Source organism: Olsenella intestinalis, from assembly GCF_023276655.1.
GTDB classification, from domain to species: domain Bacteria; phylum Actinomycetota; class Coriobacteriia; order Coriobacteriales; family Atopobiaceae; genus Olsenella_J; species Olsenella_J intestinalis.
The window spans coordinates 1-24689 of sequence record NZ_JALGRK010000002.1 but is presented as its reverse complement, the minus strand read 5'-3'; the positions used below and the strand labels follow the sequence as shown (position 1 = coordinate 24689).

20 protein-coding genes and 2 tRNA genes are annotated in these 24689 nt (G+C 67.2%); 2 read left to right on the top strand and 20 right to left on the bottom strand.

Going from position 1 to position 24689, the window contains the following annotated elements; all coding sequences use genetic code 11:
- Positions 1-173 precede the first annotated feature (173 nt).
- The 7 genes from rho to M5D76_RS05375 form a co-directional block, all read right to left on the bottom strand.
- Positions 174-1997, bottom strand: a complete 1824-nt coding sequence (rho, locus tag M5D76_RS05405) for a transcription termination factor Rho (RefSeq protein WP_248922382.1) — start codon at positions 1995-1997, stop codon at positions 174-176.
- Between the two features lie 329 nt (positions 1998-2326).
- A complete protein-coding gene (locus tag M5D76_RS05400) occupies positions 2327-3016 on the bottom strand; it encodes a MarR family transcriptional regulator (protein ID WP_248922381.1) in 690 nt (229 codons plus the stop codon).
- Positions 3017-3218: 202 nt separating this feature from the next.
- On the bottom strand, positions 3219-5063 hold the full coding sequence (gene argS / locus M5D76_RS05395; protein WP_248922380.1) for an arginine--tRNA ligase: 1845 nt from the start codon (positions 5061-5063) through the stop codon (positions 3219-3221).
- 116 nt (positions 5064-5179) lie between these two features.
- On the bottom strand, positions 5180-6667 hold the full coding sequence (locus M5D76_RS05390) for a nicotinate phosphoribosyltransferase (protein ID WP_248922379.1): 1488 nt from the start codon (positions 6665-6667) through the stop codon (positions 5180-5182).
- A gap of 146 nt (positions 6668-6813) precedes the next feature.
- On the bottom strand, positions 6814-7128 hold the full coding sequence (locus M5D76_RS05385) for a hypothetical protein (protein WP_248922378.1): 315 nt from the start codon (positions 7126-7128) through the stop codon (positions 6814-6816).
- 38 nt (positions 7129-7166) lie between these two features.
- Entirely contained in the window at positions 7167-8114 is a 948-nt protein-coding gene (locus tag M5D76_RS05380; RefSeq protein ID WP_248922377.1) for a radical SAM protein, read from the bottom strand.
- Between the two features lie 57 nt (positions 8115-8171).
- A tRNA-Ala gene (locus M5D76_RS05375) sits at positions 8172-8247 on the bottom strand.
- A gap of 535 nt (positions 8248-8782) precedes the next feature.
- Here M5D76_RS05375 and M5D76_RS05370 point away from each other — a divergent pair.
- Positions 8783-9994: a glycosyltransferase family 4 protein gene (locus M5D76_RS05370; RefSeq protein WP_248922376.1), complete on the top strand. Its 1212-nt coding sequence runs from the start codon at positions 8783-8785 to the stop codon at positions 9992-9994.
- Positions 9995-10397: 403 nt separating this feature from the next.
- On the opposite strand, the gene rplT is transcribed toward M5D76_RS05370, so the two are convergent.
- The 5 genes from rplT to M5D76_RS05345 form a co-directional block, all read right to left on the bottom strand.
- Positions 10398-10757, bottom strand: coding sequence for a 50S ribosomal protein L20 (rplT, locus tag M5D76_RS05365; protein ID WP_248922375.1), 360 nt, complete (start codon positions 10755-10757; stop codon positions 10398-10400).
- A gap of 45 nt (positions 10758-10802) precedes the next feature.
- On the bottom strand, positions 10803-10997 hold the full coding sequence (rpmI, locus tag M5D76_RS05360) for a 50S ribosomal protein L35 (RefSeq protein WP_248922374.1): 195 nt from the start codon (positions 10995-10997) through the stop codon (positions 10803-10805).
- A gap of 1 nt (position 10998) precedes the next feature.
- Complete coding sequence (gene infC / locus M5D76_RS05355; protein ID WP_248923057.1) at positions 10999-11568, bottom strand: translation initiation factor IF-3; 570 nt, start codon at positions 11566-11568, stop codon at positions 10999-11001.
- A 326-nt stretch (positions 11569-11894) separates the two neighbouring features.
- Positions 11895-11981, bottom strand: a tRNA-Leu gene (locus M5D76_RS05350).
- A gap of 16 nt (positions 11982-11997) precedes the next feature.
- On the bottom strand, positions 11998-12615 hold the full coding sequence (locus M5D76_RS05345; protein ID WP_248922373.1) for an MBL fold metallo-hydrolase: 618 nt from the start codon (positions 12613-12615) through the stop codon (positions 11998-12000).
- A 15-nt stretch (positions 12616-12630) separates the two neighbouring features.
- On the opposite strand from M5D76_RS05345, the gene M5D76_RS05340 reads away from it, so the two are divergent.
- The gene (locus M5D76_RS05340; protein WP_248922372.1) at positions 12631-12933 is read left to right on the top strand and encodes a hypothetical protein; all 303 of its coding nucleotides are present in this window, start codon (positions 12631-12633) and stop codon (positions 12931-12933) included.
- Here the strand turns inward: M5D76_RS05340 and M5D76_RS05335 are convergent.
- The 8 genes from M5D76_RS05335 to M5D76_RS05300 form a co-directional block, all read right to left on the bottom strand.
- On the bottom strand, positions 12930-15272 hold the full coding sequence (locus tag M5D76_RS05335) for a RelA/SpoT family protein (RefSeq protein ID WP_248922371.1): 2343 nt from the start codon (positions 15270-15272) through the stop codon (positions 12930-12932). The two genes, M5D76_RS05340 and M5D76_RS05335, sit on opposite strands and share 4 nt — an antisense overlap.
- A gap of 10 nt (positions 15273-15282) precedes the next feature.
- Positions 15283-19062 carry a single-stranded-DNA-specific exonuclease RecJ gene (gene recJ / locus M5D76_RS05330; RefSeq protein ID WP_248922370.1) on the bottom strand — a complete coding sequence of 1260 codons (3780 nt, stop codon included), beginning with the start codon at positions 19060-19062 and terminating at the stop codon, positions 15283-15285.
- A gap of 2 nt (positions 19063-19064) precedes the next feature.
- Positions 19065-20048 carry a protein translocase subunit SecF gene (secF, locus tag M5D76_RS05325; protein ID WP_248922369.1) on the bottom strand — a complete coding sequence of 328 codons (984 nt, stop codon included), beginning with the start codon at positions 20046-20048 and terminating at the stop codon, positions 19065-19067.
- Positions 20041-21549 carry a protein translocase subunit SecD gene (gene secD / locus M5D76_RS05320; protein WP_248922368.1) on the bottom strand — a complete coding sequence of 503 codons (1509 nt, stop codon included), beginning with the start codon at positions 21547-21549 and terminating at the stop codon, positions 20041-20043. Before secD ends, secF begins: the two co-directional genes overlap by 8 nt.
- A 97-nt stretch (positions 21550-21646) precedes the next feature.
- Positions 21647-22804, bottom strand: a complete 1158-nt coding sequence (tgt, locus tag M5D76_RS05315) for a tRNA guanosine(34) transglycosylase Tgt (RefSeq protein WP_248922367.1) — start codon at positions 22802-22804, stop codon at positions 21647-21649.
- A gap of 80 nt (positions 22805-22884) precedes the next feature.
- A complete protein-coding gene (locus tag M5D76_RS05310; protein ID WP_248922366.1) occupies positions 22885-23775 on the bottom strand; it encodes an HAD family hydrolase in 891 nt (296 codons plus the stop codon).
- 66 nt (positions 23776-23841) lie between these two features.
- On the bottom strand, positions 23842-24123 hold the full coding sequence (locus M5D76_RS05305) for an HPr family phosphocarrier protein (RefSeq protein ID WP_248922365.1): 282 nt from the start codon (positions 24121-24123) through the stop codon (positions 23842-23844).
- Positions 24124-24382: 259 nt separating this feature from the next.
- Positions 24383-24689 (bottom strand): hypothetical protein (locus M5D76_RS05300; RefSeq protein WP_248922364.1); only part of this gene is annotated, 307 nt, incomplete at its 5' end.

Genomic DNA, 24689 nt, shown 5'->3' with positions numbered 1-24689 from the left:
AACTGAAACTGATGGTACTAGTTTTTGTGTCCCGTGCAAGTGGTATTGGGTAAAAGGTTCACCCTTTGCCGCCGCATTTACGCCGCCCGCCGCAAAATGGCGCCCGGGACCGCGAAATGGTGCAAGCGGTCCCGGGCGAAGAGTCAGCCGGAATGTGTGCGTGGTGAGGATTGCTAGGCACCGAAGTACTCGCTCTGCTGGGCCTTCTTGGCGCTGCGGATGAGGAACTCCTCGTTGCTCTTGGTGGCCTTGAGACCCTTGACCAGGGCGCTGGCGGAGCGCTCGGTGTTGTTCATGTTGGCGAGGATGCGGCGTATGCCCCAGACGAAGGGCTGGAGCTCGGCGTCGATGAGCAGGTCCTCGTTGCGCGTGCCCGAGGCGACCGGGTCGATGGCCGGGAAGATGCGGCGGTCGGCGAGGTCGCGGTCGAGCTTGAGCTCCATGTTGCCGGTGCCCTTGAACTCCTCGAAGATGACCTCGTCCATCTTGGAGCCCGTGTCGACGAGCGCGGAGGCGAGGATCGTGAGCGAGCCGCCGCCCTCGATGTTGCGCGCGGCGCCGAGGAACTTCTTGGGCGGGTAGAGCGCCGCGGAGTCGACGCCGCCGGAGAGGACGCGGCCGCTCGCGGGCTGCGCGAGGTTGTAGGCGCGGGCGAGGCGCGTGATGGAGTCGAGCACGACAACGACGTCCTCCCCCATCTCGACCAGGCGCTTGGCGTGCTCGATCACGAGCTCGGAGACGGCCGTGTGGTTGCTCGCGGGCATGTCGAAGGTCGAGGCGACGACCTGGCCGCGGATGGAGCGCTCCATGTCGGTGACCTCCTCGGGACGCTCGTCCACGAGCAGGCAGAAGAGGTGGACCTCGGGGTTGTTGGCGGCGATCGACTGGCAGATGCGCTTGAGGACCGTGGTCTTGCCGGCCTTGGGCGGCGAGACGATCAGGCCACGCTGGCCCTTGCCGATCGGGGCGACGAGGTCGATGGCGCGGCCGGTGACGGAGTCCTTACCGTGCTCCATGACGAGGCGCTCGTTGGGGTAGATGGGCGTGAGGTCGCGGAAGCGCGGACGGACCTTCATCTCCTCGGGGGTGCGCCCGTTGATCGTCTCGACCTTCTGCAGCGGCGGGAACTTGTTGTTGCCCGACTTGGCAGGGGCGAGCGAGCCGGTGACGTAGTCGCCCGGGCGCAGGCCAAACTGGCGGATGACCTGCTGGTGGACGAAGGCGTCGGAGTCGCCCTTCATGTAGTTGCCGGTGCGCAGGAACGCGTAGCCCTCGTTCTGGAAGTCGAGAACGCCCTCGACCGCGCGGAAGCCCTCAGCCTCGGCCGCGGCGACGTAGATGGCCTCGACGAGGTCCTTCTTGCGCACGCCCGCATGCTCGACGCCGAGCTCGGCGGCCTTGACGCGCAGCTCGGCGACCTTCATGCCCTCGAGCTCCTCCCGCGTGAGCGAGGGCTCGACGACGTGGTTCTGCTGGTTCTTGCGGTTGCGGCGACGGCCGTTGCGACCCTGTCGCTGGGAGTTGTTGTTCTGGGAGCCGGGCTGGTCGAAGGCGTCGCCCTTGCGACGACGACGGCGACGGCCCTCCCCCTCCTGGCGAGAGGAGCGCTGGCCCTGCTGGCCGCCCTTTTCGCCATCGGCCTCGGCGAGCGTGGTCGCCGGCGCGCCCATGGGGACGGACGACGCCTGCGTGGCCTCCTGGATGGTGCGATTGAGGTCGTCGACGCCCTTCTCGGCAGCGGCCTCGGCCTTGGCTGCCTTGGAGCGCTTGGAGCGACCCTTGCGGGCGGGCTTGGCCTTGTCCGCAGCGGCGCCGTCCTCGGCAGCGGAGTCGCCCTCTGCCTTGGCCGTGCTCTTCTCGGCCGCCTTTACCTCGGCCGCCTCGTCGGACGCCTTCGCCTTGGAGCGCCTCGTACGACGGGGCTTAGCGGGCTTGGGCTCGTCGAGCGGGAGCTGGGCCTGGGCCTCGACGTCGGAACCTGCGTTCTCTTCCGCCATGTGGGAACCTTTCTGGATGTGTGGTAGGGACACGGCCGCACGGCCTCACGCAGATCCGGCACGCGGCGCGTGCGGGCGGTCTGCGGTCTCTTGTGGTGAGGTGGGCGGCATCATGCCGAATGACTCATTGCGCCTCGCGCAATTCGAAAGAAACGATACCACATTTGCGCCATGGTTCAACTGCATTGTTGCGGGCGGGCGCAAACGGCGCTGGGGTTAGGCGCCGGAGACGCCGACGCAAGCAATGCGAGCGCGACGGCCTGCGAGGCGCGGTCGCGCAGCGCAAGGCAGCCCCTCGGGGCGGCTGGATCAAGGGACGCAGGGACGAGCTAGGCCTGCTGGGCAGCCGCCTTCTTGCGGGCGCCGCGCCTGACGATGACCTCGGAGATCCTGTCGGCGAGCTCCTTGGCGGCGTGCGTTCCGGCGTCGGTCAGCATGACGCCCTGGGAGCGACGGCCCTCCATCGGGACGCGGACGACGAGGCCGTCGGCCTCGAGCGACGAGATCGACATGGAGACCGTCGGCTGGAGGAAGCCGAGGCCGTCGACGACGCGCGAGACGGAGACGGGAGACTCGTCGATGAGCAGCAGGCCGAGCAGGATGAGCTCGCCGGCGTCACACTCGACGCAGCCCATGGCGTCGACGTAGCGGCAGATGCGCTCAGGCGTGGTGCGCGCAAGCGAGTGGCCGACGCCAATGCGCTTGCAGATGCGCTCGGAGACCTCCCTGACGTAGGCGGTGCCCTCGTCGCTCACGAAGCAGACGACGTTGCGACGGTCGGAGCCGCCGCGCTCGCGGCCGATGAGGCCGAGCTGCTCGAGGTGCTTGGTGCGGTGCGTCATCGTAGGCCTGAGGCACCCCTGATAGGCCGCGATGTCGGAGGTCTTGAGGCCCGACTTGGAGTTGTAGAGTCGACAGAGGGCGGCAAGCTCCTGGAACGTGAGTCGACGCGACGAGTCCAGGTCCTGACGGACCAGGTTGTACGAGCGTCGGATCGAAATGTACTCGCGGTGTTCCACTAGAGCTCCTCGTCTAAAAAAATCGAGCGCCCCGCTGAAGAGTCAACGGGGCGCAGTGGTTTTACGTGGTCTAAAACACAGGCCAGCCCAGTCTATCTAACGTCACGAATACTTATAGCACGCATCAGGCCGAAATTTTATGACATTCTATGACGTTTAGGTAATCCTGAAAGAATTATCGGGGCTCGAACAGAACGGCGACCTACATCACGTCGGGCGCAGTGACGCCAATGAGCGTGAGCGCGACCTCGAGGTTGATGCGGACGGCGTCGCACGCGGCGAGGCGGGCGCGCGAGAGCTCGGGGTCGACCGGACGGCCCTCGTTCGGGAGCACCTGGCAGGCGGCGTAGAAGCCGTGGTAGGCGCTCGCGAGCTCCTCGCAGAAGTGCGTGAGGCGGAACGGCGCGCGGTCACGGGCGGCACCGGCGATGAGGTCCGGGAACTCCGAGATCTTGCGGGCCAGGGCGGCCTCGGTCGGATCGGTGAGAAGAGCGAGGTCGTAGTTGTCGCCGATGGCCTTGGCCGCGACGGCGTCCATGCCCATCTCCTTCGCCTCGTCCTCGGTGACGCCGGCGGCGCGGCGCAGGATCGAGCAGATGCGCGCGTGGGCGTACTGCACGTAGTAGACGGGGTTGGCGTTGGAGCGCTGCTTGACGGCCTCGATGTCGAAGTCGATGGTCTGGTTGGAGGAGCGGCTGATCAGCGTGTAGCGGGTCGCGTCGGTGCCGACCTCGTCGAGCAGCTCCTGGAAGGAGATCATCGTGCCCTTGCGCTTGGACATGCGGACCGGCTCGCCGTTCCTGAGCAGGTTGACGAACTGGCCGAGCAGGATCTCGTACTTGCCGGGGTAGCCGAAGGCCTCGGCGACGGACTGGACGCGCTTGATGTAGCCGTGGTGGTCGGCGCCCCAGATGTTGATCTCGTAGTCGACGCGGTCGAACTTGTCGAGGCAGTAGGCGACATCGGAGGCGAAGTAGGTGTACTCGCCGTTGTGCTTCACGAGGACGCGGTCCTTGTCGTCGCCGAAGGCGGTCGACTTGAACCACACGACGCCCTCGTCGTCATCGTAGACGTAGCCGTCCTTGCGCAGCGTGTCGAAGGCGCGGTCGACCATGCTGGTGCCGGAGGCGTCCTTCTCGTAGAAGGAGCGCTCGCTCCTCCACTCGTCGAACTCGCAGCGGGCCTGGTCGCAGGTCTTCTTGATGCGGGCGAGCATGTAGCGGTAGGAGCGCTCGCGGAACTCGTCGTCGCGGGCCTGCTCGTCGGCCTCCATCCACTTGTCGCCGTCGTGGGCCCAGAACTCCTTGGCGATGTCGATGATGTAGTCGCCGCCGTAGGAGTTGCCGCCGAGCGCCTCGTTGAAGGCGTCCATGTAGGGGTGGGTCTCGGGGTGCTCGTCGTTGTCGTCCTCGACGAAGTTGCCACGGTCCTCGATCAGGATCTCGGCCGCGGCGTCGACGTCCACGCTCTTCTCGGCGCAGATCTGGCCGATCTGGAGGTAGCGCATCGCCACGGAGCGACCGAAGACGTCCATCTGGGAGCCGTGGTCGTTGATGTAGTACTCGCGCTGGATCTTGAAGTTGGCGAACTCGAGCACGTTGCAGAGGGAGTCGCCGAGGGCTGCCCAGCGGCCGTGGCCGACGTGCAGGGGCCCGGTGGGGTTAGCGGAGATGAACTCGACCTGGGTGCTGAGGCCGTTGCCGACGTTCACGCGGCCCCAGTCGGCGCCCTTCTCGCGCACGGCGCGGAAGACGTCGTTGTTGGCCGAGGTGGACATGTAGAAGTTGATGAAGCCGGGGCCAGCGACCTCGACCTTGGCGACCGAGGGGTTGGCGGGCATGTTGTCGACGATGGCCTGGGCGATCTTGGCGGGGGCCATGTGCGCGAGACGTGCCGAACGCATCGCGACGGTGGACGACCAGTCGCCGTTGGAGGTGTCGGCGGGTCGCTCGACGCCGCAGTCCTCGATCTCGAACTCGGGCAGGGTCCCTGCGGACTGCGCGGCGGCAATGGCTTGCTTTACAAGCTCTTCAATGGTCTCGGGCATGCTAACTACTCCTTCTTGTTCTAACCGGCCGTGCCGGACACTTCGATGAGTCTATCAGAGCGGGGGCATCAGACATCAGACGCGTGGCTGCTTCGTGAATCGGTCGAAACGAACGCCTACAGGCTGCGCCCCGACCCTCGTCGCTCGCGGCGCGCGAGCTCTCCCCTGAGGCGCGCGAGGCCCGGCTCGAGGCCCACGGGGTAGATCTGCGGGTTGAGGAAGCGTCGGTGCGCCGGGTCGAGCCTCATCAGCGCCTCGCGGCAGCGCGCCTTGGCGGCCTCGAGCGGCTCGTTCTCGCACGCGCGCTCGCCCGCGTCGACGAGCTGGACGAGAAGCTCGCGCGGCTCCGCCCCGGACACGTCGTAGGTCGTGAGGTCGTCGAGCACGTCGACGATGGTGCCGGAGCGCGTCTCGTCCGCGCAGGAGTCGTCGACCACCATGTCGCCGACGGGGCAGCCCGACGCGTCGTAGTAGCGAAGGACGTGCTGGATGCCGGGGATCGTGCGCTTGTAGGCCATCTCGGAGAGCTTGATGACCGGCTCCCACGCCTCACCGGCGGCCGCACGCGTGGCGGAGAGCTTGTAGACGCCGCCGAGCGAGGGCTGCGGGTCGCAGGTCGCGAGCTTGGTGCCCACGCCGAACGAGTCGATGGGCGCGCCCTGGGCGAGAAGAGACTGGATCGTGTACTCGTCAAGGTCGTTGGAGACCGAGATCCTCACGTAGTCGAGGCCGGCCTCGTCGAAGGCCGCGCGCGTCTCCTTGGAGAGGCGCGCGAGGTCGCCGGAGTCGATGCGGATGGCGGCGAGGCGCTCGCCCGCGGCCTCCATCTCCTTGGCGACGACGATGGCGTTCTGGATGCCCTGGTGCACGTCATAGGTGTCGAGCAGCAGCACGCAGTTCTTGGGGCTCGTGCGAGCGAAGGCGCGGAACGCCTCGAGCTCGGTGGGGAACGCCATGACCCATGAGTGGGCGTGGGTGCCGAACACGGGGATGCCGTAGGTCTTGCCGGCCAGCACGTTGGAGGTCGAGCTCGCGCCGCCGACGTAGGAGGCGCGCGCCACGGCGAGGCCGCCGTCGGGCCCCTGGGCGCGGCGCAGGCCGAAGTCGGACACGGCATGCCCCTCGGCCGCATGCACGACGCGCGCGGTCTTGGTGGCCACGAGCGTCTGGAAGTTCACGAGGTTGAGCAGGGCGGTCTCGATGAGCTGGCAGTCGATGAGGGGTCCCTCGACGCGCACCATCGGCTCGCGCGGGAACACGAGCTCGCCCTCGGGGACGGCCCAGATGGAGACGCGGAGCTTGAAGCCCGCGAGGTAGTCGAGGAACCCGCGCTTGAAGAGGGGGCCGCCACCGGGCGCCTGCACCGAGGCAAGGTAGGAGATCGCGTCGTCATCGAACGAGAAGTTCTCGACGAGGTCGGCGATCTGGCCCATGCCGCAGGCGACGGCGTAGCCGCCACCGAAGGGGTTCTCGCGGAAGAAGACGTTGAAGCAGCCCTCGGCGTCGGCCATGCCCGACTCCCAGAAGCCCTGGGCCATCGTCAGCTCGTAGAGGTCAGTGTTGAGCGCGACGTCGGTGGGCTTGGTTTGGTCTGTCAGTGCCATGGGACATTCCCTTCGGGTGCAAAAACGACACGAGTTTTATGCGAGGAGCGCTGCAGCATAGGGTAGCACTTGCGCAGCTCTCCCCCTTGCGAGACGCGAGCGAGGCGAGGCTCTTCTCCCCCACTCCACATGCGCGACGCTTGGTCCTAGTGCGTGAAGAGCATCACGCAGACGATCGCGACGACGGCGACGAAGACCACGGCGAGCACGACCTTCTGGCCGACGGGCATGCGCAGGTCGTCGTCGGGCTCCATGAGCTTGGCGTTGCGCTCGCGCAGCTCGCGGGCGTGCGCGTCCTTCTCGGCCTCGGCGCGCTTGCGGTCGCGCTCGGCCTTGAGACGCTCGAGCTCGGCGCGCTCGGCGCGGTCGCGGGCGGCCTGCTCGCGCGCGGCCTTCTCGGCGCGCAGCTGCTCGAGCTCGGCGCGCTCCTCGGCGCTCAGCCCCTGCGTGTTCTCGGACATGGTTCCTCCTCGCCGGGGACGAGCCCCGATCCTGGTTGCTAGCTGTTCTTGATGGCGTCAAGCTCGGGGCCCTCGACGCCGGTCGTGTCGAATGCGGGAACGAAGCTCTCGGAGACGGTCCCGCCCTGCTGCCACCACATGCGCTCGAAGCCGAGCTCGTCGGCGTGGTCGAGCACGGCCTCGTACTCCTCGTCGCTCACCGCGCGCGCCAGGTCGCCGCCGAGCTCGCGGCAGCGGTCGTTGGGCGTGTACTGGTTCATGACCGACAGGTCGACGTCGTTTCCGCACAGCTCCCACACGCGGTCGAGCACCGCGATGGAGTCGTCGACGTGGCCGGGGAGCACGAGGTGGCGCACGATGATGCCGCGGCGCATGGAGCCGTCCTCTGCCTCGGCGCGCCCGCCCGCGCGCCTGAGCGAGGCCAACATCTCGCGAAGCGCCGCCGCGGCGACCTCGGGGTAGTCCGCCGCGCGCGACAGGCTCGCGGCATGCTCGGGCGAGGCGTACTTGAAGTCGGTGAGCCACACGTCGACGACCTCGGAGAGCTCGCGCACGGCCTCGACGGACTCGTAGCCGCTCGTGTTGCAGACGATGGGCACGGAAAGGCCCGCCTCGCGGGCGAGAAGAGCCGCCTCCTTGACGTGGGGCGCGAAGTGGGACGGCGTGACGAGGTTGATGTTGAGGGCGCCCTGGCCCTCGAGCTCGAGCATCATCTGGGCGATGCGCGCCGAGGTGACCTCGACGCCGAACGCACCCTGGCTGATCTGGTGGTTCTGGCAGAAGACGCAACGCAGCGAGCAGCCGGAGAAGAAGATGGCGCCCGATCCGGCCTCGCCGGAGATGGGAGGCTCCTCCCAGAAGTGCAGCGCCGCGCGGGCGACCATCGGCGTCGCGCCGACGCCGCAGACGCCCACGGAACCCTTGCTCCTGTTGGCGCCGCAGTGGCGCGGGCACAGCTCGCAGCTATCGTATTGCCAATGACGCACGAGACACCACCGATATGAAAAAGCCCGGATGCGAAGCACCCGGGCGTACGTCCAAGATGGTGGAGATGAAGGGATTCGAACCCTCGGCCTCTGCCTTGCGAAGGCAGCGCTCTCCCAGCTGAGCTACATCCCCAAGGAATTGCGCAAGAGGCATTGTCGCAATTCGTCCAATCGAAGTCAACAGAGAATTTGAAATGAAGTCCCAAGGACGGGGGCACGCTCTTCTCGCCCGCGCGGCGCCCCACAGACAACGTGCGCCTCACCAGCGAAACTCACTCGCGAGGCGCACGGCGTGGCGCACAAAAAAAGTCGCCCCCTGCGGTTGCGAAATGAACCCACCTCCATAAGGTGGGTGCCCGCGTCGCCTGTTCCAGCTTCCCCGACAACGGAGGATACCTGTAATAGGGACGATATATGGGCTCCCTCAAAACGCTTGTCGGTTCACCCAGTTGTGACCGCAGGGGGACGACACCTCAAACTATAGAGACTCCTGTGGGCGATACCAGTCTTGACTTTAGGTTTTGGCCTATAGGACTATTAGAAAGTGGGTGCTCCCGAGAGGGGGCATTTTTCATGCACATGGCTCACGCCGCGCGTCGCGCACACCCAATCGAGTATCATTTTCGGGATTGAAACTGCGAGCACCAGAAGGGAGCGGACGTACAGGCATGGCAAGACCGTGGGTTCCATATCTCACCCTGTTCCTTACCGCGCTGATCACCGCCCTCGTCACGACCCCGCTCGCACGCAAGATCGCCACGCGGGTCGGCGCCGTCGACAAGCCCGGGAAGCGCCGCATCAACAAGGTCCCCATCCCCCGCATGGGCGGCATCGCGGTCTTCCTCGGCATCATCTGCGCCTTCGTCGCAGAGGCCATCGGCACCACCTACTTCGGCTGGCCCACGGTCCTCACGCCGGCCCCCCACTTCGAGACGCTCGACTACCACCTGATGGTCATCGGCTTCGTCGCGATCTTCGCAACCGGCGTCCTGGACGACATCTTCCAGCTCAAGCCCCTTCAGAAGTTCGCCGGCCAGGTCATCGCCGCCGTCATCGCGGTCGCCAGCGGCGTCGTCATCGGCGTCATCGTCAACCCGCTCACCGGCGACGCCCTCGACCTCGGCATCCTCGCCTACCCCATCACGGTCCTCTACCTCGTGGCCTACGTGAACATCTTCAACCTCATCGACGGCCTCGACGGGCTCGCCTCCGGCCTCGCCTGCATCTCGAGCTTCACCATGTTCGTGCTGGCCGTCATGGCGGGCCGCGCCGACGCAGCCACCCTCGCCATCGCGCTGACGGGCGCCACCCTGGGGTTCCTGCGCTACAACTTCCACCCCGCGTCGATCTTCCTGGGTGACTCTGGGTCGCTTTTGCTCGGCTTCACGCTCGGCATCGTCTCGTTGCTTTCGGTCACCAGGACCGCGGGCCTCACGACGATCATCGTCCCCCTCGTCATCGCAGGCATCCCCATCATCGACACCTTCTCCGCGATCGTGAGGCGCAAGCGCGCCCACGTCAGCATCGGCCAGGCCGACCGCGGACACATCCACCACCGACTCATCGACGAGGGCTTCGACCAGAAGCAGGCCGTGCTGATCATGTACGCGTGGACGTTCCTGCTCTGCCTGGGCACCTTCGGCATGACGCAGGTCGAGGTCATCCCCCGCATCGCGATCTTCGTCGCGCTGCTTGTGATCTCCGCGCTCATCGCCGGCAAGCTGCACCTCTTCAGGCCGGTCCTCCTCCACCACCTCAATCCCAAGACCGGTGACGACGAGCTCGTCACGCCGCAGGACCCCGCCTTCGACGAGGAGGCCAAGCGCCTGCACGAGGAGGAGGCCGCACGCGGTCCCCACCTCCACCACAAGGACCAGTAGCCCCTCCACACGACTGCGACTCGGACCCCGTCAAAGGCGATAATGCATGGCGTAGGTGGTCGCCGTGACATGACCCTCAACATGAAATGACCCCACGGGCGTGAGCTCAGTCTCACCCGTGGGGCCGCTTTCATGTCTCGTCACGACCACGAGGGCCGCCTGCGCCACGCGCCTCCGAAGCCTCACGCCCCGGATGCCCGCTTGCGCTCATGCCTCCCGGACCACTCGCACCCCCGATCCATTATCGAGCCGCAAAAGGCGCCACAGGGGCCCATGCGCGCCCACGGACGCGCCCAAGACCAGACAACCCCTCGACAACCACTCCCAAACTCTGACAGCCAAAAGAAAAGGACCCGACGGCGAATGCCATCGGGTCCGTCAACCTCAAAGCGAGGAAGCTCTTCTACTCAGCGAGCGCCTTCTTGGCGACCTCGGCGAGGTCGGCGAAAGCCGCGGAGTCCTCGTAGGCAATCTGAGCGAGGACCTTGCGGTCGAGCTCGACGCCGGCGAGCTTCAGGCCGTGCATGAACTTGCTGTAGGACAGATCGTTCAGGCGGGCGGCGGCGTTGATGCGCTGGATCCAGAGAGCGCGGAAGTCACGCTTCTTGGTGCGACGATCACGGTACTGGTACTGGCCGGAGTGCTGGGCCTGCTCCTTCATGCCGCGGAAGGTGCGGGAGGACGTTCCGTAGTAGCCCTTGGTGCGCTCGACGAGAGTCTTACGCTTCTTGCGGCCGGCGACTGCGCGCTTAACACGTGCCATTATCAATCAACTCCTTGAAAATGCTTCTTATGGACGCTAGCGCGCCTACTTACCCATGCGCTGAGAGACGACCTGAGCGTCGCACTTCTCCAGCACTGCCTCCTTGCGGAAGCCACGGATGCGCTTCGGGGACTTCTTGGTGAGGATGTGGCTCTTGAAAGCCTTGGCACGCATGATCTTGCCGGTGCCGGTACGGCGGAAGCGCTTTGCCGAACCCTTGTGAGTCTTCATCTTGGGCATGCTAGTTCTCCTTCTCGATCTCGACGTCGCCCTCTTCGTCCTTCTCATCGAAGGCACCCTTGATCGGGGCGACAAGCATGTGCATGTTACGGCCTTCCATCTTGGGCTGCGACTCGACCGTGGCATAGGGCTTCAGGTCCTCAGCAAGCCTCTCGAGGACGTTAAGGCCCTGCTCCGGGTGAGCCATCTCGCGGCCGCGGAACATGATTGTGACCTTGACGCGAGCGCCCTTCTTCAGGAAGCGCAGGACGTGGTTCTTCTTGGTGGTGTAGTCGCCCACATCGATCTTCGGGCGGAACTTCATCTCCTTGACCTCGACCCTGACCTGCTTCTTGCGGGCAGCCTTGGCCTTGCGGTCCTGCTCGTACTTGTACTTGCGGTAGTCCATGACCTTGCAGACGGGAGGCTCCGCGTTGGGAGCGATCTCCACGAGGTCAAGACCCTGCTCGTCGGCGATGCGCTGGGCATCCGCCACGCCGAACAGACCAAGCTGCGAGCCGTCGACGCCAATCAGGCGGCACGTACGAGCTGTGATCTCGTCATTGATGCGAGAACCCTCGTTCTTGGCTATCTTCGACACCTTCCCTTCGTCACATGCGACGCGAGCCGCATAAAAAAACTCCCGGCGCGACAGCATCCAGGAGACAAGTGCCGACGAGGTCGGCGAGAAGAGCTTGTTGTCTGACCAGACAGCTGCCATGAGGCGCCGTGTAGGTGGGGGCTCGAGGCCCCGCTTCTAAAAACACCGTGACTATCCTAACCCCGAGACGCCGCCCGCACAAGGAGAAATTTCCCCGCCAGCCATCTCGAGAGCTTCTCCACATCTCGCGCGCCCACGCACGAACGGGCGGCCCGCCAGCAAAACGGGGAGGCCGCAGCCTCCCCGATCGCTTCTCATGGTGCCCGAGGTGGGACTCGAACCCACACGCTGTTGCCAACGGCAGATTTTGAGTCTGCTGCGTCTGCCAATTCCGCCACTCGGGCGCGAGTGCGTGAAAAACTATACCAGATACGGGTTGTTCCTCAGCTCGTCCTCCATGGTGGTGATCTCGCCGTGGCCGCACATCAGGTTGGTCTCGGGCGGCACCTCGCGCTTGATGCGCGCGAGCGTCGCCTTGAGCTGCTCGCTGTCGCCGCCCGCGAGGTCGGTGCGGCCGCACGAGCCCTGGAAGAGCGTGTCACCCACGAAGCACATGTGCTCGGCGGTCCCGCCGCCGAGAAGGACGATGCCTCCTGGCGTGTGACCTGGTGCCTCCATCACGGTGAACGTGGCGGAGCCCACCTCGATCACGTCGCCCTCGGCGAGTGTGAGGTCGGGGTCGGGGGCATTGTCGTCATAGGAGCGGCCCTGCTCGCTCGGCTCGCCGGCGTGGCGCGCCAGCTCGGCGTCGGCCGCGTGGATCGCGTACTTCGCGCCCGTGGCCTCGCGCAGCGCCTTGACGCCGCCCACGTGGTCGCCATGGCCGTGCGTCGCGACGATGTACTTGACGCTCACGCCCTCGGGAAGGTGCTCGAAGATCGCCTGGCCGGAGTTGCCGGGGTCGACGACGAGGCACTCCCCCTCCGATATGTACACGTAGCAGTTCGTCTCGATGGGGCCGACCACGAAGATGCCCACCTGGTCGCCGCCGCCATGGCAGCCGCCGCCTCCGCAGCAGCCGCCCTCGCCGTGGCCATGGCCATGTCCGCCACAGCAGCCGTCGCCGTGGCCGTGCTTGTCGTCGTGTCCGTGGCCGCCGCAGCAACCATCGCCGTGGCCATGCCCGTGGCCGTGCCCGTGGCCGTGGCCCTCGCCGTGGCCGCCGCAGCAGCCGTCGCCGTGGCCGTGCCCGTGGTCATGTTCGTGTCCGTGTCCGCCGCAGCAGCCGTCGCCGTGGCCGTGCCCGTGGTCATGTCCGCCGCAACAGCAGTTGTCGTGCTCGCTCATGAAACCTAAGCCCTCCGCTTCATCTGGCTTGCGCCCTCGCCCGGCAGGATCCTTCGCGCGTCATAGACCGCAGGCACGCGGTTGACGCTTGCGAGAAGGGCCCCCAGCAGGGACGCGTCGGAAATTGCAACGAGGAAGCGCAGGCGCGCCCGCCCCGTCGATGATGTCTGGGTCGCCGCCGAGAGGATGTTGGCGCCCGCGTCGCCGATGGCGATCGTGACGTCCTTGAGCAGGCCCATCCTGTCGGTCGCATCGACGACGATCTCCACCTGGAACTCCGTCGCCTTGCTGGTGTCCCACTCGACGTCGATAAGACGCTCGGGGTGCTCCATGAGGCTCTTGCAGTTCGGGCAGGTCGCACGGTGAACCGAGACGCCGCGGCCGCGCGTGATGAATCCCACGATCTGGTCGCCGGCCACGGGGTTGCAGCAGTGCGCGAGGTGGACGAGAAGATCGGGGTCGCCCTTGACGACCACGCCGCAGTTGTGGCGCCTCTTCTTGTCGGAGGCCTGCTTCTTCGCCTGGTTGATGAGGGGCTTGTCCTCGTCCATGGCGCGCTTCTGCTCGGCGGCCTTCGCGGCAGCGGCCTCGCGCTCGGCGACCTTCTCGGGCGAGTTCTTCTCGAGCACGCCCTCGATGCGGTTGACGGCCGCCTTGATCGAGATCTTGCCGGTGCCGACCGCCGCGAAGAAGTCCTCGGTGCGCACGAAGTCGAGCTGCTCCACGACCTCGTCGATCGCCTTGGTGGTGCGCTGGTTGGAGATGCCGTAGCCGCGCTTGCGCAGCTCGTGGGCGATGTCGCTCCTCCCCTGCTCGGCGTCGTCGGTCTTGCTCGCCGTGGCGAAGTACTTGCGGATCTTGGCCTTGGCCGAGGGCGTCGCCACGAGGTTGAGCCAGTCGCGGCTCGGCTTGGCGTTCTTGTTCGTGAGGATCTCGACGCGGTCGCCGCTCTCGAGGCGGTGCGCCAGCGGGACGACCACGCCGTTGACCTTGGCGCCCACGCAGTGGTTGCCGATCTCGGTGTGGACGGCGTAGGCGAAGTCGAGCGGCGTCGAGTCGCGCCTGAGGCTCATGACCTCGCCCTTCGGCGTGAAGACGAAGATCTCGTCCTCGAAGAGGTCGACGCGCAGGCTGTTCAGGAACTCGGTGGCGTCGCCCATCTCGTCGTCGGTGGTCCAGTCGAGGCTGCGGCGGATCCAGCTGATCTGCGAGTCGATGCTCTTGTCATCGGACGACATGTTGCCCTTGGAGTTGCCGGCGCGCTTGTAGAGCCAGTGCGCGGCGATGCCGTACTCGGCCTGGTCGTGCATGTCGAAGGTGCGGATCTGGATCTCGATGGGGCGCGCGTCCGAGCCGATCACGGTGGTGTGCAGCGACTGGTAGCCGTTGGGCTTGGGCATGGCGACGTAGTCCTTGAAGCGCCCGGGCAGCGGGTGCCAGAGCGAGTGGACGGCGCCGAGCGTGGAGTAGCAGTCGCCCACCGAGACCGTGAGGACGCGCAGCGCGATCAGGTCGTAGATGTCGGCGAAGTCCTTGCGCTTGCGCGTCATCTTCTGGTAGATGGACCAGAGGTGCTTAGGTCGGCCCGTGATCTGGTAGTCCGACAGTCCTACGCGCTTGAGCTCGCTGTCGAGGGTCTTGATGGCGCTCGACGTGTGCTCTTCTCGCTGTGCGCGCGAGTCCTGCACCATGCGGGCGATGCGCTCGTACTCCTCGGGCTCGAGGTAGAAGAAGGCCAGGTCCTCGAGCTCCCACTTGATCGACGAGATGCCGAGGCGGTCGGCCAGGGGCGCGTAGACGTCCATGGTCTCGCGTGCCTTGAACGTGCGGCGGTCGGCCGGAAGCGCCGCCAGCGTGCGCATGTTGTGCAGGCGGTCGGCGAGCTTGATGATGACGACGCGGATGTCCTTCGACATCGCGAGGAACATCTTGCGCAGGTTGAGCGCCTGCTTCTCGTCCATCGAGCTGACCTCGATCGACGTCAGCTTCGTGACGCCGTCGACGAGCTCGGAGACCGTGGCGCCGAAGCGCTCGGTGAGGTCGTCGAGGGTCGCCGACGTGTCCTCCACGGTGTCGTGGAGGAGGGCCGCGCAGATCGGGTCGGCATCCATGTGGAGGTCCTTGGCGAGAATGAACGCCACCTCGACGGGATGGTTGATGTAGGCCTCGCCCGAGCGACGGCGCTGGTCCTTGTGGAACGAAGCCGCGAACTCGTACGCGGACACCACCTTGGCCATCGCCTCGTCGTCAAGGTACTCGCTGCAGGTCTGCTGCAGGACGCGCCAGTTGTCTGCCTGGGGGACGCTGTTTCGTCGGTCCCTCCCGGCCCTCTTGGAAGTCTCAGCCATGGACCCCCCCTTAGCTCACCCTCACGCCGAAGGCCGGGGTGATCGGCTTGTTGATTCGATCGAGGAGCTGCTGCTCCGTACAAGAGAGTACCCAATCCCTGAAGGATTCGAACTCGCTGCGGGACTTGAGCCCCTCTAGGTATCGTATCGAATCCTCGAGCCGCATGCGCTCGGGAGAGGGCGTCATCGTGATGCGGCGGGCGGTGCCGTAGCCTGACGTGCGCAGGAACCCGAGCTCCGCAAAGACGGAGATGCCGCAGGACACCGAGTGCTCGTCGAGGTGGCAGCGCACGTCCCTCTCGGCGGCCATCGCCGCGATGTCGGCGTTGGTCATCTGGAAGGAGGCGTCCGAGCCGCCCTCCGCGGCGGACTCCTCTCGGGCGCGCGCGGCAAGCTCGCCAAGCGTACGGTAGAGCGCCACGAGGTCGGCGCGCTCGGGGGCGCCCGACGCGATGATGCGCTCGTTGATGCGCGAGTCGGCGGCGCCGAACAGCAGGTAGACGTTCGCGTCCTGGCCGTCGCGGCCCGCGCGCCCGCTCATCTGGTTGAACTCGACCGAGCCGAAGGGCATGTGGTAGAGCACGACGCTTCTGATGTCGGGCAGGTTCACGCCCTCGCCGAAGGCGCTCGTCGAGACGATGCACGAAAGCTCGCCGGCGCGAAACGCCTGCTCGACGCGGGTGCGGTCCTCGCGCGAGAGGCCGGCGTTGTAGAACGCGATGCGCTGCCCCAGCTCGCGGATGTTGCGCCTGAGCATGCGCGCCAGCGCGACGGACTGCTCGCGCGAGTTGACGTAGACCACGGTCTTCATGCCCGAGGCGACGATCGAGACGAGCGCGTCCTCGCGGTCGCGCAGCCCGCGGTAGTCGCGCACGAACAGGTTCTCGCGGACGCTCGCGTCAACCACGACGTCGGCCTCGTCTATCGAGAAGAGCCTGCAGATCTCGGTCGAGACCGCGTCGCTGGCAGTGGCCGAGACCGCGAGCGCGACCGGGTTCCCGAGCTCGGAGAGCACCTGCGGCATCGAGAGGTAGGAGCTGCGCTTGCCGCTCTTGGCCTCGCCGGCGTGGTGGGCCTCGTCGAACACGACGAACGAGATGCGCTGTGCCGCGGCAAAGCGCGCGACATGGATCTGCAGGAACTCCGGCGTGGTGAGCAGCACGTCGACCGTGCCGTCGGCGAGCGCGGCGAACACCTCGTCGCGCTCGGCCGAGGACGTCTCGCCCGTCAGCACGGCGACGCTCATGCCGAGCGCGCCGAACGACTCGGCCAGGTGGAACGACTGGTCGCTCACGAGCGCGCGCAGCGGGTAGACGAAGACGCTCGCGCGGCCGAGCAGGATGGCCTCGCGCGCGGCGTGGATGTGGAAGATGAGCGACTTGCCGCGGCCGGTCGCCATGACGCAGAGCGTGGAGCGCCCCTCGGCCAGGCGGTCGACGGCGGCCTGCTGCGCCGGCAGGAGGCTGTGCTCGCCGATCATGGAGCGGCGCAGCTCGTCGGTGAGCTCGGCCACGCCCAGGCGGGCGAGACGAGCGCGCTCCCTCGACGAGGCGTCGTCCTCGACCTCGGCGTCCTGCCTGTCGAGGCGGCGGACCTCGATGTTGAGGCCGAGCGACTCACGGCCGTCGGAGCCGCCCGTGACCTCGGCCACGGTCGCGCCGTAGCGGGCGCCGTCGTCCATGAGCGGAGCCAGTACCTGCGCAATCTGACGCCTGAGGAAGCCAACCTGACGCCCACCGGTCGCCATGACCGCGACGGCGGAGGGGTCGACCTCGTTGTCGGCGTCGCGCACGACCTCGAGCGCGTCGCCGGCGGAGAGGGTCGCCACGACCTGCTGGCGCCCCTCGAAGCTCACGCCCACGACCTTGGTCATGAACGAGTCGGCCTCGCCGATAGTGGCGTAGGCGTCGCGCGAGAGCGACTGCTCGGCGCGCGAGAAGAGCTCGTCGACGAGGCTTGCGGAACCCTCGGAAGCCGCAGGCCCGGCGTCGGTCGCGGCGGGAGCGGCAGAGGCGCCCGCGCCTTCGGGCGCAGCGGGTGCCGCGGTTGCATCGGAGGCGTCCGCCCGCGCGTCGTCCTCGCCGGAGGGGTAGATGATGTCGCGCACCATGAGCTTGGAGCGGGTCCTGCCCTGCCAGGTCTCGTTGACGGCCTCGAAGACGAGGTCGACCGGGCCCTCCCAGTCGACCGCGCGCTCGATCTGGGGCGCACGGAACATGATGGCGGACGCGCCGCCGAAGCCGTCGGTCGCGAAGAAGCGGAGGTGGTTGGCGCCCTGCCCCACGCGGAAGCGGTTGCGCATGGCGACGCCGCGCGCCGCGAAGAGCGGTCGCTTGTTGCCCTGTCCGAAGGGCTGGAGCGCCTCGAGGGAGGCGATGTCCTCGACGTTCATCTCGTCGAGGGTGACGAGCGCGGTCACCTCTCCCCTGTCCTGGAAGTCGTCGGCGTCGAGAGGCGCGAGGGCCCGCTCGAGGGCCTCGGCGAAGGCGGGAAGGCTCTTCTCGTCACAGGTGACGCCCACCGCACCCGAGTGGCCCCCGAAGCGCACGAGCAGGTCGGAGCACTGCTCGACCGCGCGGAAGAGGTCGACCGAGCCGACGGAGCGGCCCGAGCCGCGCGCGATGCCGTCGCTGACGGAGAAGACGATCGCGGGGACGTGGTAGCGGTTGGTGAGGCGGCTCGCGACGATGCCCTTGACGCCCTCGTGCCAGCCCTCGCCCCAGACCACGATGGAGCGGCCGCCGCTGAAGCGGCGCTCGGCCTCGGCGACGGCCTCCTCGGTGAGGGAGGCCTCGATCTCGCGGCGCTCGGTGTTGGTCTGCTCGAGGGCGCCGGCGAGGCGCGCGGCCTCGGCGGCATCGTCCGTGATGAGAAGGTCGAAGGCGACGTCCACCGAGCCCATGCGGCCCGCGGCGTTGAGCCTGGGGATGATCGAGAACGGAAGCGAGTCGGACGTGACCTGCGAGAGGTCGACGCCGGCCGTGGCCGCGAGGGCGACGATGCCCGGGCGTCGGGTGTTGCGCAGGCAGCTCACGCCGTCGGCGACGAGCGCGCGGTTCTCGGCGTTGAGGAGCATCATGTCGGAGATCGTGCCGAGGCAGGCGACCTCGGTGTAGGCGCGCCACACGTCGGGCGAGCCGAGGCGGCGGCCGAGCTCCTGCACGAGCTTGAGCGCGACGCCGGCGCCCGCGAGCTCGCGCGAGGGGCAGTCGCGCTCGAGCTTGGGGTCGGTCACGGGCACGCCCTCGGGGACGAGCTCGGCAGGCTCGTGGTGGTCGGTGATCGCGACGTCGACGCCCTGCGAGAGGAGCCAGGCCACCTCGTCGCGCGCGGCGATGCCGTTGTCGACCGTCACGACGAGGTCGGGGTGGCAGTCATCCATCACGCGCGAGAGGGCCTCCTCGGAGAGGCCGTAGCCCTCGCCGAAGCGGTTGGGGATGTAGGGCCACACGGAGGCGCCCAGGTCGCGAAGGCCCAGCGTGAGCAGGCAGGTCGCGCTCATGCCGTCGACGTCGAAGTCGCCGAAGACCGCGATGCGCTCGCCGCCGGTGACGGCGCGCTCGACGCGGTCGGCGACCTCGGCCATGCCGGGGATCGTGAGCGGGTCGGCCCAGTCGCGCGCAAGCGACGGCGAGAGCAGGGCCCGCGCGGCGTCAGGCGAGTCGATGCCGCGCGCGGCCATGGTGCGCGCAACGAGGCGCGACACGCCGAGCTCGCGCGACAGCATCCGCTCGCAGCGCGGGTCCTGCGCCAGAAGCTCCCAGCGCCGGCTGTCGAGAATGCCGGACACCCCTATTCAGCGCCCTTCTCGGCAGCTTCGGGGGCAACCTCCTCGACGGAGGCGGCCTGTGCGGCCTCGCCGTACTTCTGCTCGAGGCGAGCCCACTTCTTCTCGCGGGTCTTCCAGATCGCGAGCAGCGGCGACGCGACGGCGAAGGACGAGTAGGTGCCGAGCAGCTCGCCGACGAGCATGGCGAAGGCGAAGTCCTTGAGGGTGGCGCCGCCGAGCAGCAGCATGCAGATGACCGGCACGATCGTGGTGATCGTCGTGTTGATGGTCCTGACGATGACCTCGTTGATCGAGTAGTTGCAGATCTGGAAGTAGGTGCGGTGGATGCCGTCCTTGAGGGTCTTGGCGTTTTCGTCGGTGCGGTTGAACTCGACGACGGTGTCGTAGAGCGAGTAGCCCATGATCGTGAGGAGGGCCGCCACCACGTTGGGGGTGATGGCCGTCTGGGTCCAGGCGTAGACGCCGAGCGTGACCACGAGGTCGTGCAGGAGCGCCGCGATGGCCGTGATCGACATCTTGAACTCGTAGCGGATGGAGACGTACGCGATGATGAGCACGATCGCGACACCGAAGGCCATCACGGAGGCGCGCGTCACGTCGCCGCCCCAGTCGGGGCCGATGGTCGTGACCGTGTAGTGGTCCTCGGAGAGGTTGAGCGAAGACGCCGCGGCGGCCGCGTGCTGGTTGGCCGTCTTGGGGTCGGTCGTGGTGGTGCGTACCATGAAGCCGTTGGTGCCGTCGTTGACCGACGTCTGGATCGTGGGGTCGGACTCGCCGGTCTTGACGAGGGCGTCACGCATCTGCTCGATGGTGATGGAGCCGGTGTCGGTGAAGTCGACCTCGGTTCCGCCCTGGAACTCGATGCCGAACACGAGGCCGCGGGCGATGAGGCCCACGATGGAGAGGACGACGAGCGTCGCGGAGATGCCCAGGAGGATCCTCCTGTGCTTCATGAAGGGGATCTCGCGGGAGAAGTGGCTAAGCATTCGCGACACCTCCCTTCTCGGCCTTCGCGTCCGCGGCGTGGCCCGCCTCCGCGAGGTCCTGGTCGACGCCCCAGAACTTGGGGTGCTTCGGAATGGTCTTGAGCGCGAGCAGGCGCAGCGCGGGCGCCTTGAAGCAGAACATGGTCACGATGTCGCAGATGATGCCGAGGGCCAGCGTGAGGCCGAAGCCCTTGACCGAGCCGACCGCGACGAAGAAGAGCGCGAGGGCGGCGACCATCTGGACGGCGTCGGCGTCGAGCGACGTCATGATGCCGTGCTTGGCGCCGGAGACGGCCGCGTTCTTGACGGAGCGACCCATGCGGATCTCCTCGCGGAAGCGCTCGAGCACGAGGATCGACGAGTCGGCGGCAGAGCCCGTGGTGAGGACGATGCCCGCAAGTCCCGGAAGCGTGAGCGCGAAGGCCCCGAAGTGGGAGAGAAGAGCGAGGATGCCGAGGTAGAGAACGGCGAACACGCCGAGGGAGCCCATGGTGAGGAAGCCCAGGCCACGGTAGAAGAAGAACAGGTACGCGACGACGATGATCACGCCGATGCCGATCGCGAAGACGCCCTGGTTGAGGGAGTCCTGGCCGAGGGTCGGGCCGACGACGCGGCTCTCGGAGTAGGTCAGCGTGACCGGCAGCGAGCCGGAGTCGAGCACGGTCTTGAGGCTCTTGGCGCTCTCGAGCGTGAAGTTACCGGTGATGGACACCTCGCCGCCCGTGATCTCGTTCTGGACGGCGGGAGCGGACTTGACCGTACCGTCGAGCACGATGGCGATCCTGCCCTTGGTGGGCGCGAGCTCCTTGGTCACGTCGGCGAAGGTCTGGGTGCCCTCGCCGTCGAGCTTGACGTTGACGGCGTAGGAGCCGGTGGCGGAGTTGCTCGCCTGCGCGACGTTGACGTTCGTGAGGTGCGAGCCGTCCATGAAGGCGGTGTAGGTGCCCTCCTTCAGCTTGACGTCCTCGGTGCCGGCGTTGAGCTTGGCCAGCGCGTCGGCGTCACCGATCTCGTCGAGGCGAACGAACTCGAGCATGCCGGTCTGGCCGACCGTCTGGATCGCCTGCTCGGCGTTGGTGGCGCCCGGGATCTGGATCAGGATCGAGTCGGTGCCCTGCTGCTGGACGGAGGTCTCGGACGCGCCGAGGGCGTTCACGCGGTTCTGCACGATGGCAGTCGCCGTGGCCATGTCCTCGGCCGTCGGCGCGGTGCCGTCGGTCTTGGAGGCCTTCATGATGACGGACACGCCGCCCTGGATGTCGAGTCCCTGGGTGATCCTCTCGCCCACCGGCGTGAAGCCGATCACGCACACGACGAGCACGACGCAGAGAATCACGAGGGTGGAGGCCCAACGACGCACGGTCGGGTTCATCTTGCGCTTGCGCGTCTTCTTGGCGCGCACCTTGGACTTGCCGCGACGCCCTCCCTTGGGAGAGGCGCCCTCGGAGGACTTCCACCGGTCGAGGCCGGCCTCCTCCGATTTGCTCTTCTTGTCAGCCATGTGTCGATACCTTCTGTACGGGGGACATGCCCCGGCTCATAAACGGGTGAAATTATAGACCACTTGCGGGACGCAAATTTCTTGCCCCGCTCGTCGATTACCAGTCCTGTGCCGCTGGACAGGAGAGCCAATCGCTCTCGAAGGCGGCGTAGCGGCCCTCGATGATCGCCTCGCGCGCGCGGCGCATGAGGTCGAGAAGGAAGTACACGTTGTGCATCGAGAGCAGGACCGAGCCCACCATCTCCTTCTGTCGCACGAGATGATGCAGGTAGGCGCGGCTGTAGCCGCCGCAGCAGACGGGGCAGGTGCACTTCTCGTCGATCGGGCGGTCGTCGTGGGTGAAGCGCGCGTGCCTGAAGTTGAGCCTACCCTCGCTCGAGAAGGCCGAGCCCATGCGCGCGGTGCGCGTGGGCAGCACGCAGTCGAACATGTCGATGCCGCAGGAGACGCCGCGCACGAGCGTCGTGGGGTTGCCGACGCCCATGAGGTAGCGGGGCTTGCCCTTCGGCATGTGCTCGCTCGCCAGGGGCGCGAGCGTCTCGAACATGGTGTCGTGGTCCTCCCCCACCGAGTAGCCGCCGATGCCGTAGCCCGGGAAGTCGCCGCACTCCTCGAGGTGCGCGAGCGAGCGCAGGCGCAGGTCGAGGTGCATGCCGCCCTGGACGATGCCGAACAACGCCTGGTCCTCGCGGTCGTGCGCCTTGAAGCAGCGCTCGGCCCACATGCTCGAGAGCTCGACGGCGCGCTCCACGAACGAGCGCGAGGCCGGGTACGGCGGGCACTGGTCGAGCTGCATCACGATGTCGGCCCCCAGCTTCTGGGCGATCTCCATGTTGCGCTCGGGCGTCCAGTGGAAGTACGAGCCGTCGTAGTCGACGCAGCGGAACGTCACCCCGTCGTCGGTGAGCTTGGTGAAGTCACCGTGGCTGAAGACCTGGAAGCCGCCCGAGTCGGTCAGGATCGGCCCATGCCACTGCATGAAGTCGTGCAGGCCGCCCATCTCCTCGACGAGGTCCTCGCCGGGTCGGTTCGCCAGGTGGTACGTGTTCGCCAGGATGATCTTGGCGCCCAGGCTCTCGAGCCGGTCGGGCAAGAGGCCCTTGACCGTGGCCTTGGTGCCCACCGGCATGAAGATTGGGGTCGGCACGTCGCCGTGCGGCGTGTGCAGCACGCCCGCGCGCGCGTGCGTCGTGGGGTCCTCCGCGACGATGTCGTAGGTGAACCAGGTCTCCCTGGGGTTCTTGTACTCGCTCATGAATGCCTTCGCTCTCTTGGAACCGGGCCCTGCCCGGGTTTTGCACGTGCCGCAGCGCACGGGGCGCCCGCGCCGCGGCCCTAGCCCACGTGGGCGTCAAGCCACTGGGCAACGCCGTCCTCGTCGATCGTGGGACAGACCTCGGACGCGACGGCCTTGACCTCGTCGTCGGCGTTGCCCATGGCGACAAAGCGCCCGACTGCGCCCACGAGCGGCAGGTCGTTGGCACCGTCGCCGAAGCCCACGGTCGCCTCGCGCGAAACGCCCAGGCGATCGGCGAGCCAGGAGGCGCCCGTGCCCTTGTCGACGCCGGCGGCCGTTATCTCGAGCTCGAGCGGCGTCATGCGCACGACCTCGGACGACGACTCCGCCGAGAGGAGCGCGCATGCCTCGTCGGCGGCCCACTCGGAGGCAAACGAGCATCCCATCTTGTCGACCTGGTCCGCGCGGCGCACGACGCCGCGGACGGACAGTCGCTCGTGAAAGCCGGGCCCGGCGACGATGGCCAGCGCGAACCGCGCGACGGACGAGACCGCGCGCAGCGCGCCCGCTCCCCCACCGGCACCCGCGGCGCCGTCGGAGCCCGCGGCGCCCGCAGCGCCCGCGGCGCCCGTGGCGCCGCCGATCATGTAGGTGTGGTTGCGAACCTCGGCATAGCCCTCGTCGCTCACGAAGACGTTCCAGCCCGGCCTCAGGTGCTCGAGCATGCCCATGATCCGCGTCGCCGAGGCAGGGTCGAAGCCGTGGGAGAAGATCCTCTCGCCCGCCCGGTCGTTCACGACCGAACCGTTCGTGCAGACGTAGTAGTCCATCACGCCCAGCTCGCGGATCGAGCGCGGCACCATGTGGTACGGCCTGCCGCTCGAGACGGCAAGCGTGACGCCCCTCTCGTGCGCGCGGACCAGCGAGTGCCGGACCCGCTCCGAGACGTGCGTGCCGCCGCTCACGATCGTGCCGTCGAGGTCCAGCAAAACAAGCCCGATGCCGCTGGGGCACCGGGCTTGCTCGTTTGGATCCTTTGGTAGGACCGACAAGGCCTACTCGGAGAAGAGGCTGGCGTCGCCGTCCTTGATGGCGAGAAGCGCGTTGAGGGCGTCCTGCTCGTCGGGGCCGTCGCAAGCGATCTCGACCTTGGTGCCGGTGCCGAGGCCGGCAGCGAGGATCATCATGATGGACTTGGCGTTGACGGCAGCGGTGCCCTTGTCGATGTCCTGGATGGTGACGGCGCTCTGGTACTCCTTCGCGACCTGGACGAACTGGGACGCGGGACGGGCGTGAAGGCCGGTGGCGGAAACGATAGTCACTTGCTTGGAAACCATTGCGCACTCCTTTTTAAAGGTGGGGCTCATCGACCCACTCTGTTATCGATGCGACGCTATTCTAACAAAACAATGCCCGAAGCTGCACTAAACCGCATAAATGTTTGGCAAAGGGTTTTGGCGGCGCAAAATCTGCCCCTTCCAATCGCTGGTAGAGGCCCCATTCAGTTATCCGAGAAGAGCCGCGGCCCTCCCCCGCCGCACCACCGTGCTCGGGAGAGGGCCGCGCTTGCGCCCTGAGGTGCCACGCGCAATGCCGCTAGGCGACGATCGCGGAGAGCTCCCTGGCGTCCTTGAAGGCCTTGCTGGAGACGGGCTGGCGCGCGCCGGGGATCACGGTGTCGACGGTGCCCTCCCACACGCGCACCCCCTCGGTGCTGGCGTCGTCGCCCTCCTCGAAGCGGTCGGTGGTCACGACGTAGCGGCACTCGAACTCGCCGCGATCGGGAAGCGGCTTCTTGCTGTAGTCGTAGCTTACGCTGTCGAGCATCCTGCGCATCGTCGCGGGGCGCTGCGAGGGGTCGGGGCACGCGACGACGCCGGTGCTGCTGCTGTAGAGCGACGTG

Bases quoted from the DNA above. Each gene is read 5' to 3' on its own strand.
- rho (WP_248922382.1), bottom strand. From the start codon at position 1,997: ATGGCGGAAGAGAACGCAGGTTCCGACGTCGAGGCCCAGGCCCAGCTC.
- argS (WP_248922380.1), bottom strand. From the start codon at position 5,063: ATGCCCGAGACCATTGAAGAGCTTGTAAAGCAAGCCATTGCCGCCGCG.
- M5D76_RS05390 (WP_248922379.1), bottom strand. From the start codon at position 6,667: ATGGCACTGACAGACCAAACCAAGCCCACCGACGTCGCGCTCAACACT.
- M5D76_RS05385 (WP_248922378.1), bottom strand. From the start codon at position 7,128: ATGTCCGAGAACACGCAGGGGCTGAGCGCCGAGGAGCGCGCCGAGCTC.
- M5D76_RS05370 (WP_248922376.1), top strand. From the start codon at position 8,783: ATGGCAAGACCGTGGGTTCCATATCTCACCCTGTTCCTTACCGCGCTG.
- rplT (WP_248922375.1), bottom strand. From the start codon at position 10,757: ATGGCACGTGTTAAGCGCGCAGTCGCCGGCCGCAAGAAGCGTAAGACT.
- rpmI (WP_248922374.1), bottom strand. From the start codon at position 10,997: ATGCCCAAGATGAAGACTCACAAGGGTTCGGCAAAGCGCTTCCGCCGT.
- M5D76_RS05340 (WP_248922372.1), top strand. From the start codon at position 12,631: ATGGCAGCCGCCGCCTCCGCAGCAGCCGCCCTCGCCGTGGCCATGGCC.
- M5D76_RS05335 (WP_248922371.1), bottom strand. From the start codon at position 15,272: ATGGCTGAGACTTCCAAGAGGGCCGGGAGGGACCGACGAAACAGCGTC.
- secF (WP_248922369.1), bottom strand. From the start codon at position 20,048: ATGCTTAGCCACTTCTCCCGCGAGATCCCCTTCATGAAGCACAGGAGG.
- secD (WP_248922368.1), bottom strand. From the start codon at position 21,549: ATGGCTGACAAGAAGAGCAAATCGGAGGAGGCCGGCCTCGACCGGTGG.
- tgt (WP_248922367.1), bottom strand. From the start codon at position 22,804: ATGAGCGAGTACAAGAACCCCAGGGAGACCTGGTTCACCTACGACATC.
- M5D76_RS05305 (WP_248922365.1), bottom strand. From the start codon at position 24,123: ATGGTTTCCAAGCAAGTGACTATCGTTTCCGCCACCGGCCTTCACGCC.